Source organism: Burkholderia sp. 567 (assembly GCF_040545115.1).
Lineage (GTDB): Bacteria > Pseudomonadota > Gammaproteobacteria > Burkholderiales > Burkholderiaceae > Burkholderia > Burkholderia ambifaria.
This window is the reverse complement of the sequence record NZ_JBEPLG010000004.1, coordinates 152,266-160,584: the sequence shown is the minus strand read 5'-3', so window position 1 is coordinate 160,584 and position 8,319 is coordinate 152,266. Positions and strand designations below refer to the sequence as shown.

At 64.9% G+C, this 8,319-nt stretch carries 13 protein-coding genes; 10 read left to right on the top strand and 3 right to left on the bottom strand.

What is annotated here, in order from left to right; all coding sequences use genetic code 11:
- The first annotated feature begins 894 nt into the window (after positions 1-894).
- Together ABIC50_RS14155 and ABIC50_RS14150 are read left to right on the top strand one after the other, a co-directional pair.
- Positions 895-1,161, top strand: coding sequence for a hypothetical protein (locus ABIC50_RS14155; protein WP_012372664.1), 267 nt, complete (start codon positions 895-897; stop codon positions 1,159-1,161).
- Between the two features lie 650 nt (positions 1,162-1,811).
- Complete coding sequence (locus tag ABIC50_RS14150; RefSeq protein ID WP_138850518.1) at positions 1,812-2,207, top strand: hypothetical protein; 396 nt, start codon at positions 1,812-1,814, stop codon at positions 2,205-2,207.
- A gap of 269 nt (positions 2,208-2,476) precedes the next feature.
- Here the strand turns inward: ABIC50_RS14150 and ABIC50_RS14145 are convergent, their stop codons facing one another.
- From ABIC50_RS14145 to ABIC50_RS14135, 3 genes are all read right to left on the bottom strand, one after another.
- The gene (locus tag ABIC50_RS14145; protein WP_006753979.1) at positions 2,477-2,959 is read right to left on the bottom strand and encodes a PRC-barrel domain-containing protein; all 483 of its coding nucleotides are present in this window, start codon (positions 2,957-2,959) and stop codon (positions 2,477-2,479) included.
- 90 nt (positions 2,960-3,049) lie between these two features.
- Positions 3,050-3,481, bottom strand: a complete 432-nt coding sequence (locus ABIC50_RS14140; RefSeq protein WP_011660523.1) for a CBS domain-containing protein — start codon at positions 3,479-3,481, stop codon at positions 3,050-3,052.
- Between the two features lie 94 nt (positions 3,482-3,575).
- Positions 3,576-3,827 (bottom strand): hypothetical protein, encoded by a 252-nt coding sequence (locus ABIC50_RS14135; RefSeq protein ID WP_006753981.1) that lies wholly within the window; start codon positions 3,825-3,827, stop codon positions 3,576-3,578.
- 144 nt (positions 3,828-3,971) lie between these two features.
- On the opposite strand from ABIC50_RS14135, the gene ABIC50_RS14130 reads away from it, so the two are divergent.
- From ABIC50_RS14130 to ABIC50_RS14095, 8 genes are all read left to right on the top strand, one after another.
- Positions 3,972-4,277: a hypothetical protein gene (locus ABIC50_RS14130; protein WP_011660522.1), complete on the top strand. Its 306-nt coding sequence runs from the start codon at positions 3,972-3,974 to the stop codon at positions 4,275-4,277.
- Positions 4,278-4,647: 370 nt separating this feature from the next.
- A complete protein-coding gene (locus ABIC50_RS14125) occupies positions 4,648-4,905 on the top strand; it encodes a hypothetical protein (RefSeq protein ID WP_126223740.1) in 258 nt (85 codons plus the stop codon).
- Positions 4,902-5,213, top strand: coding sequence for a hypothetical protein (locus ABIC50_RS14120; protein ID WP_354164749.1), 312 nt, complete (start codon positions 4,902-4,904; stop codon positions 5,211-5,213). The genes ABIC50_RS14125 and ABIC50_RS14120 overlap by 4 nt, the downstream gene beginning before the upstream one ends.
- Positions 5,214-5,262: 49 nt before the next feature.
- Complete coding sequence (locus ABIC50_RS14115) at positions 5,263-5,571, top strand: hypothetical protein (protein ID WP_354164748.1); 309 nt, start codon at positions 5,263-5,265, stop codon at positions 5,569-5,571.
- A gap of 328 nt (positions 5,572-5,899) precedes the next feature.
- Positions 5,900-7,339 carry an RNA polymerase factor sigma-54 gene (locus ABIC50_RS14110; RefSeq protein ID WP_354164745.1) on the top strand — a complete coding sequence of 480 codons (1,440 nt, stop codon included), beginning with the start codon at positions 5,900-5,902 and terminating at the stop codon, positions 7,337-7,339.
- Positions 7,340-7,408: 69 nt separating this feature from the next.
- Positions 7,409-7,591 carry a DUF3008 family protein gene (locus tag ABIC50_RS14105; protein ID WP_011660519.1) on the top strand — a complete coding sequence of 61 codons (183 nt, stop codon included), beginning with the start codon at positions 7,409-7,411 and terminating at the stop codon, positions 7,589-7,591.
- Between the two features lie 54 nt (positions 7,592-7,645).
- The gene (locus tag ABIC50_RS14100) at positions 7,646-7,807 is read left to right on the top strand and encodes a DUF1328 family protein (RefSeq protein ID WP_006498332.1); all 162 of its coding nucleotides are present in this window, start codon (positions 7,646-7,648) and stop codon (positions 7,805-7,807) included.
- Positions 7,804-8,190, top strand: a complete 387-nt coding sequence (locus ABIC50_RS14095; RefSeq protein WP_006753988.1) for a DUF3022 domain-containing protein — start codon at positions 7,804-7,806, stop codon at positions 8,188-8,190. The genes ABIC50_RS14100 and ABIC50_RS14095 overlap by 4 nt, the downstream gene beginning before the upstream one ends.
- The last annotated feature ends 129 nt before the right edge of the window (positions 8,191-8,319 follow it).

The window sequence follows — 8,319 nt, the reverse complement described above, 5'->3', positions numbered from 1 at the left end:
CGAAAAGGGACGGTGATTAGAAACTCCCGCGACTCACTCGCGGAGCATTCGGCGTCACTATCAACTGTCAAGCATGGTTAAGTCAGGGGCATGCGATGCCGTGGAGCCGTGCGCACGAACACAAAACTCGATACACTCGCGCTCACTTATCAGTTGTCTGTTGACATCGTCGGCAAGCCGACAGTCGAGCGACAGCTCATCAAGCAAATTCAACAAGTGGCTGCCTCCGACAGGACGGTAGACACAAGTACAACGAACGGGGAATTTTGCGGCTTATGGAACGCTCTACGAGGCGCAAACCGCTAACGCATATGTTCGGGGCGCGCCGTCTTTACGGCGGCGATCATCATCCTGGATTGCACGTGCGGTCCTTCCTGATTTCAGTGCGCGTGCACCTGCGATCGGCTGTCGCAATCACATTGTCCGCCGCTGAATCGCGTAACAACGAGAGTACGACTCCGCGCTCGTTGCGCTGGTTTTCCGCCAGTTCCAGGTCATGCATTCGCGGGCGCGCCACGCGGCCGGAATTCAATCACGTTGTGACGTATTGCGGGTTCTGGGCCACGTTTTCCTGCGAAATGCATGATCGCGCCCGCGGGTTTGCTACAAGACAGAAAAATTATTCGCTACATTGTTGACGTTGTATCTATTAACCACGCATACTTAACTCAACGACTCAATAGCATATATTGATGCGTTGAGTTGAGTAATCGAAATTGGCGGTGAATATATGATTGTGCAAGGGGTCGATGAAAAGAGCTGCGTTGGAAAATCCACGAGCGCCGTCAACCCTCGCGAGGTATCTGTCTAGCGGATCCGCACGCATCGCGGGTTAATTTTCCGCGAGCGCATGAGTTAATACACGGATGAGTGTTTGATTAAAACAGGAATGAAATGAACAAATTTCAGTTGAATCCGCGTTATGCGGCGGATGAGAGTGCGCCGAGCAAACCCATCGACCTCATCGCGGGCGCAACGTTCGTGCAGTCACAGGCGGCGAAGAGCCGCCCGGAGAAGCCGATCAGGCTCAACCTCGATATCGCTCCGGCGGTACACCGACTGCTCAAGCTGTACGCGCTCGAAAACGGGATGAGTGTGTCGGAAGTCGTTCGTTCGCTGATTGACGGGCTCGTGCGGCCCGAGCACCAGCAGCGACGCTAAGCAGGCAGAGCGGTGAAGGCCATTGCAGTGATCGAGAGATTCACACACCCGATCATTCGCGAACCGCAATGTTTTCGTTCGGCGATGTGCGCGGGGCACCTTGTCGACCGACGTAGCCACGTCCGTTTCGATCCGAAGGCAGGAAGATGCACCAGACTCTTTCCCGGTGCGGAGCACGAGGATGGTTATATGCGGATCTTCCCGAGCGACGCAGCCCGCCTTCGCTATAGCATGGTTTTTGAGTACTGCGACGGACATGCGCCGGCCGTCCGGGGTGCGATGTGCTGACGCCATATCGCAACCCGTGAGCGCGGCATAACGCGATCATGGACTCCCGTCGAGCCGCCCACGAGGCGGCTTTTTTGTTTGTTATACGTGATATAGCTCGCGTGATAATGCCTGACGCAAGATCGTTGTAAGGCGGCATTGCGCCCGCACTGAGCGCCGCCCCGTAAACCCTTGAATTTCCGCACTAAAAAGCCGACCGATTATCAACCAGGAAGCGTTTTACTCGACTGTGTCGAAAGCATTACAGAAAAATCGGAATTACCAGATCGGCCAACGTTTGCGAGAAGGACTTTCCCCTGTGTCAGTTGGCGTGGGTTTTCGGTTACGATGCGAGCTTCGTGGAAATCAAGTGAGTAACGTAAATGAGTAAAGTAAAAACTCAAAAGCTCAGTGACACTCCGGCGCCGGCAAAGCGCGCGAAAGGTCCGGCATCGAAGACCGCCACGGCAAATCGGGATCTGTTCGGGGACGACAAAACGAGCGCAGCAGCCGCACCTGCCAAGCGCACGCGCGCCGGGTCCGCTGTCAAACGGCCCACGGCATCACGGCCCGCTACCACGCAGCCGACGGCGAAAGCCTCTCCCAAGAGGGCCGCGCCCGTGGGTTCCGTACGGATCAATTTCGACCTTGAAAGAGTGATTCACAAGCGGTTGAAGATGTTGGCAGTCGAGGCCGATTTGACTATCGCGGACTGGATGCGGGCCTTGATTCAAAAAGAACTCGAACATATCGAGAAGACGGCGCGGCGCGCGCGATAAACGCGTGAACCGTTGTTCAGACTGTGGGCAATTGCTTGTTGTTTCGCAGATATGCTCATCCGGCGAGTCGATGTTTGCATCGCCATCGTTCGCAATCAACGTTGCGCACTACCAACCAAGGCCGGGCCGGAGCGTCGCGTCATGGTGTGCCGGCTCGATGTCTCCAACACTGACGCACCGTCGCATGCGCGGCGCTTGTCCGGAGACAAAAAAAGCCCCGCATCGAGCGGGGCCCTGTCGGCTAACTCACCGGCAAATCGTGAACGGTTTTAATGTGTGCCGCGCGTACGCGGATCGTTGAGGTCTTCGGTCGGATCGGTCAGCCCGAGCTCATCGCCCGCGCTCCAGTACGGCGTGCTGCCGTAGTACTCGTGCAGCGGCTCGGCCCATTGCGGGTCAGCCATCGCCGGCCAGTGATCCTTGTCGAAGCCCGGTGCGTTCTTGATCCGCTCTGACGATACCGACAGCAGGAAGCATTTGCGTTCGGTATCGAGCGTCAGCGCGCTCCATGGAATCGCGAGCAGCTTGTCGCCGATGCCGAGCAGGCCGCCGCTCGAGAGCACCGCATACGCGATGCGGCCCGAGCGCACGTCGAGCATGATGTCCTTGATCTTGCCGACGTCGTCGCCATCGGTCGTATAGACCTTGTCGCCTTCCAGCGTGTCGGCCGCCATCACGTCGGGGCCGGGGCCCGCCGCCGTCGCGGCGCCCTTGCCGATGATGCGGGTCCGTCCTTGATCGGGAGTCTGCATGGTTGTCCTCCTGGCTGCATGGGGCGCGACCGTGCCCGGGATGGGCCCTCCGGGTCGCGCGGGTTATCGGGCGAGGCGAGGATCGCCCCGTCACGTCCGCTTCGGTTGCGACACGCCTTCCAGCGTGTTCGCGACTTCGTCACGTATCGGGCCGGCCGTGCGCGTCGCGATGTCCGCGAGCGACAGCATGCCGACCAAGCGCTGGTCGTGATCCACGACCGGCAGGCGGCGCAACTGCGCGTCCGCCATGTAATGCTGGATCTCGTCCAGCGGATCGTCCTCGAAACACCATTCGATCGGGCCCGACGCGACTTCATGAATCCGCGTTTCCGGCGGCTTGCCGACCGAGATCGCGCGCACCGTGAGGTCGCGGTCCGTGACCATCCCGACCAGCCGGTTGTTGTCGCACACGGGCAGCGCGCCGATGTCGTAGCGCTCCATCAGTTGCGCGGCATGGCGGATCGAGTCGGTCGGCGCGATATGCACGACGTCCTGCGACATGATTTCGTTGACGCGATGCATCAGGTCCTCCTTCCAGGTTGAAGCGGGGCCATTCGATTCAGCAAGCGGCGTGCCGCGTCGCGCGCGGCCACCGCACCTTCCCGGCCGTCATCCGTCATTTGTCGCGACGTTTGGCCGGGTCTTGCCATGGGCCGTCGTCATGCGTGCCCGGCGGCGTGTCGGGTTCGATGCGCGTGACGCCGCCGGTCGCGGGCGGATCGCTGGCGGGGAACGTGTCCTCGAGCTGCTTGTCGATATGCCGCTCCGAGTGGCGCGTTTTCGTCTGATCCTGGTGCTTCAGCGGCGGCGACGTGTCGGGTTGCTCGTGCGCCGGCGCGTCGCGGCCGGACCGGGTCGAATCCTTCATGGCAAGCCTCCGTGTCGGTGACGATGAACCATTCAGCGCAACGGCCGTGCCCGCGGCGGGATGCGGCACGCGATTTGCCGCTTGGGCGGCGACGACGACGCGCGGCCCGATATGCCGCACATGCACACACGCACAGGAGGCACGATGACCAATCCCAAACAGCGACCAGGGGTGCGCTATGAAGTCAACGTATGCGGCGGCGGGTTCGATTCGGTGAAGAGCCATTTCAGCACGTGGAAACACGAGCCGCTGATCTACCGGCCCGATCGCAGGATGTTCGAAGGCAAGGCCGACGTGCGGCCGCTCGGCGACGAGACGTTCGGCTCGACTGAGCCGGCGCGGTTGGCCCTGCAGCGCGCGTGCGACCCGCACGATCCGTATGCGCTCGCCGCGCGGGTGCGCGACGACGGCCGCGAGCTGTGGCTCGTGATGGCCGCATACGAAGCGTAGCGACTCTGTTGAAAGAATTGCAGCGCGCGGTGTAGCGAATGCACGGCGCGCTGTGTGGCGGCATGCGTGTGCATGCGGACGGTGCCGGACTGGACGGCACGCGGGGGGTACGCGGCCGGGACGCAGATGGCACGCAGCGGGCACGCGGCCGGGGCGCAGAGGGTACGCAGAGGGCAGGCAGACGACATGTGGACGGCGCGCAGATGGCACACGGCCGGCACGCGGACGGCACGTGGACGGCACGGAGGCTCGCGGACACCACGCGAACGCCCCGCCCGGCATGCGGCTTGCGGATCACGAGTGCGTAGACCCTCGAGCGGCGTGCGCCCGCGCATCACCGGTCCGGGCCGTTGAGGAGCGACACGATCGAATGCCCATGAATCGACACCCCGCCCAGTCGTTGCACCGGCCCGAGCCGCCGCCGCCCGGCATCACGCCGGAGCCCGAGCCGCCCGAGCCGGATATCGTGCCGCCCGGCACACCCGAACCGTTTCACGATCCGGAGGGCGACCCGCCGGTGCACCCGCCGCCGGAACGCGAGCCGCCGACCCGGGAGCCGCCGGTTCACGCGCTGCCGACGGGCGTGCCGCCGGCCGCGTTCACCCCATCCATGGAGGGCCCACGATGAGCATCAGCGTGAAACCCGGCATGCTGCGCGACATGGCCGAGACCCTCGGCCGCCATTTCGAGGCGCGTGCGATGCCGTTCCATGTCGAGGAGCAGCCGTCCGGCGCGCTGCATTTCGGCTTCCGCGTCGACGGCCATCCGGCGTCGCTGACCGTCACCTTCGACGCCGACGCGTTCGCGGCGCTCGAAGAGGCCGGCACCGACCGCCAACGCGGCGCGCTGACGCGCGTCGCGGCCGAATTCGACACGATGATGGCGCGTCGTGCGCCGACCGCGTACGCGGGCGATTTCCATTTCAACCGGCTCTGAGCCGCGCCGCGATGGCCGGCCAGCGCCGCCGATTCCACGGAGGATGCCGATGAAGCCGATCCAGACGATACGCGTAGGCGCATGTGCGTGCGCCGCCGCGTGCGCGCTGGGCGCATGCACGCAACCGCAAACCTATGGCCCGCGCGGCGCACCGCCGGCGCCGCCGGGCGCGCATGGCGCGTCGCCGACCACGACCATGCCGGACGCGAATACGCGCTACGACACGCGTCCGTCGCCGCACAACACGATGCCCGCGGGCGCGACCGGCGGCGCGGCGGTCGACGTGCCGCAGCCGGGGCCGAACGGCGTGGAGGGCGACCGGCCGCTGCCGGGCACGCCGCCGCTGATGCAGTACTGACCTGACGCGGTACGCATCGCGGGGGAGGCTGCCGAGCGCCGAAGCGCCGAAGCGACGAAGCGATGAAGCAACGAAGCGCCGAAGCACCGAAGCACCGAAGCACCGAAGCACCGAAGGGCGCGATGCCATCCATTCATTCCGGCGCGCGCGCCCTGCGCGAATTTCGTGCCCCCTAACTTCCCGGCGCTTGTAAAAAAGCGGCTCCGAAGCGCCCGGATCATATGGTGCGAAGCGGCGAAAGCCGCGCCGGACGGCGGTTCGCCGCCCTGGCATGAAAGGTGCATGAATCCCTGCACGTGAATTTCGCACACAGTCAGGAGGGGCATCGATGTCCGTCACGCTTGCGCTCCAGATGCGACAGCATCTGGCACTCACACCGAGGCTGCAGCAATCGCTGCGTCTGTTGCAGCTGTCTTCGCTCGAATTCCAGCAGGAATTGCGGCAGGCGCTCGACTCGAATCCGTTTCTCGAAGATGGCCAGGGCGACGACGAAGCCGTCGCCGAGGCTGACGCGCCCGAACATCCGGCCGAGGCCGCCGCGCCCGAGCCCTTGCCCGATGGCGATGACGTGCGTCCACCGGACGGCGACATGTCGTACACGGCCGCGCCGGCGCCGCGCACCACGGGCCGGCAGGGCGACGACGTCAGCGACCTGTCGCCCGGCGAATGGATGGCCGCCGAACCGTCGCTGCACCAGCAGCTGCACGACGCGCTGCGTCTCTATCCGCTGAACCGGCGCGACCGCGAGGCCGCGCGCATCGTGATCGACGCGCTCGACGAGGACGGCTACCTGCGTCAGGAGCTGTCCGAACTGCTGGTCGCGGCCGATCCCGCGTTGCTGCTGTCGGAACAGGATCTCGGGGTTGCGTTGCGGCTCGTGCAGATGCTCGACCGCCCGGGGATCGCCGCACGCTCGCTGTCCGAATGCCTGCTGCTGCAGCTCGACGCGATTCCCGCCGGCACGCCGGCGCTCGCGGAAGCGAAGGTGATCGCGCGCGAACATCTCGAACGGCTCGCGCGGCGCGAGACCGCAGAAATCCAGCGGCGCGTCGGCTGCAGCCAGGCGACGATGCAGGCCGCGTGCGCACTGGTACGCGGGCTCGATCCGCGCCCCGGCAATCATTACGGCAGCACGCGCGGCGACTACGTAGTGCCCGACGTGATCGTGCGCCAGGTGCGCGACGAATGGATCGTGACGATCAACCCGGCCGTGCTGCCGCGCGCGCGGCTGCACGAACGCTATGCGACGCTGTTCGCGCAGTCGAGCGGCGAGCGCGATTCGCCGCTCGGCCAGCAATTGCAGGAAGCGCGCTGGTTGATCCGCAACGTGCAGAAGCGTTTCGACACGATCCAGCGTGTCGGCGAATGCATCGTCGCGCGGCAGCGCGACTTCTTCCGCTACGGCGAGATCGCGATGAAGCCGCTCGTGCTGCGCGATATCGCGGAAGAGCTCGACCTGCACGAATCGACGGTGTCGCGTGCGACGGGCAACAAGTACATGGCCACGCCGCACGGCACGTTCGAGTTCAAGCACTTCTTCCCGCGCAAGCTGGAAGCGGCCGGCAAGGGCGTGTGCTCGGCGTCGGCCGCGAAGGTGCTGATCCGCGACATGATCGCGGCCGAGCGCCATACCGACCCGCTGTCCGATGTCGCGCTCGCGCAGAACCTCGCGGGGCGCGGCATCCTTCTTGCTCGTCGTACGGTGACCAAGTATCGCCAGGCCATGAAAATCCCGCCGGCCGAATTGCGTCGGCGCGACGCCGCCTGACGATACCGTCCAAACCGCGCGCGGCCCGCGAGTTGCGACCGTCGCGCGCGCCACCGAAAGGAGGAAATCATGCCAGCCAAATCCCAGGCCCAGCAGCGCGCGGCGGGGGCCGCCCTGTCGGCCAAGCGCGGTGACACCAAAATGAAGGATCTGAAGGCGCCGTCGAAGTCGATGGCCAAGTCGATGAGCGAGAAGGAGCTCGAGAAAATGGCTTCGACGCCGGCGCACGGCAAACCCAAGCACAAGCATTGATCGACGGCGACCCGCGCCGACGATCGTCGTTCTTCAGGACTCCAGGAGGAATTCATGCTGAGATATGCCATCATCTTCTTCGTCATCGCGATCATCGCGGCCGTGTTCGGCTTCGGCGGCATCGCGGCCGGTGCGGCCGAGATCGCGAAGATCCTGTTCTACATCTTCGTCGTGATCTTCCTGGTCACGTTGCTGCTGGGTGTCGTACGCCGATGACGGCCACCCCCGACCGTTCGCAGCGCATCGCGGAACTCGAGACTGCGCTCGCGAACGGCTTTCCATCGGAGTCGACCCTCGTCGTGCATACCGACGACGCATCGGGCCGGCTCACGATTCAGGTGTCATGGGTGCGGGTGCCGGCCGATGAAAACGCGCGTCAATGGCGCTGCGTGGTCGACCTGCGCTTCGATCCCGATGTGCTCACGCGCTATGCGTCGCTCGGCGCGGACGACCGGCTGCGCGTGCGCACCCGGCTGTGCGACCTCGCGCGGCGCGCGGTGGACGAACAAAAGCCGCGTGTCGAGGACGCCGAGATCGAATGCAACGTCGCGCTCGACGTGACGCGCGACGAGCTCGACAGCGCGTTGCGCGCGCCCTGACGCAGGCGCCGCAGCCTGCAGCGACACCGCAGGCGGGCCGCCGCGGCATACGCCGCGCGGCTCGCCCGTTTTACGTGCCGGCAGCCGTGTGCGCCGCTACGCGCCCGTACACGCCGCCCTTCACAGAAC

Bases quoted from the DNA above. Each gene is read 5' to 3' on its own strand.
- ABIC50_RS14105 (WP_011660519.1), top strand. From the start codon at position 7,409: ATGCCAGCCAAATCCCAGGCCCAGCAGCGCGCGGCGGGGGCCGCCCTG.
- ABIC50_RS14150 (WP_138850518.1), top strand. From the start codon at position 1,812: ATGAGTAAAGTAAAAACTCAAAAGCTCAGTGACACTCCGGCGCCGGCA.
- ABIC50_RS14100 (WP_006498332.1), top strand. From the start codon at position 7,646: ATGCTGAGATATGCCATCATCTTCTTCGTCATCGCGATCATCGCGGCC.
- ABIC50_RS14140 (WP_011660523.1), bottom strand. From the start codon at position 3,481: ATGCATCGCGTCAACGAAATCATGTCGCAGGACGTCGTGCATATCGCG.
- ABIC50_RS14155 (WP_012372664.1), top strand. From the start codon at position 895: ATGAACAAATTTCAGTTGAATCCGCGTTATGCGGCGGATGAGAGTGCG.
- ABIC50_RS14145 (WP_006753979.1), bottom strand. From the start codon at position 2,959: ATGCAGACTCCCGATCAAGGACGGACCCGCATCATCGGCAAGGGCGCC.
- ABIC50_RS14130 (WP_011660522.1), top strand. From the start codon at position 3,972: ATGACCAATCCCAAACAGCGACCAGGGGTGCGCTATGAAGTCAACGTA.
- ABIC50_RS14125 (WP_126223740.1), top strand. From the start codon at position 4,648: ATGCCCATGAATCGACACCCCGCCCAGTCGTTGCACCGGCCCGAGCCG.
- ABIC50_RS14110 (WP_354164745.1), top strand. From the start codon at position 5,900: ATGTCCGTCACGCTTGCGCTCCAGATGCGACAGCATCTGGCACTCACA.
- ABIC50_RS14095 (WP_006753988.1), top strand. From the start codon at position 7,804: ATGACGGCCACCCCCGACCGTTCGCAGCGCATCGCGGAACTCGAGACT.
- ABIC50_RS14135 (WP_006753981.1), bottom strand. From the start codon at position 3,827: ATGAAGGATTCGACCCGGTCCGGCCGCGACGCGCCGGCGCACGAGCAA.
- ABIC50_RS14120 (WP_354164749.1), top strand. From the start codon at position 4,902: ATGAGCATCAGCGTGAAACCCGGCATGCTGCGCGACATGGCCGAGACC.
- ABIC50_RS14115 (WP_354164748.1), top strand. From the start codon at position 5,263: ATGAAGCCGATCCAGACGATACGCGTAGGCGCATGTGCGTGCGCCGCC.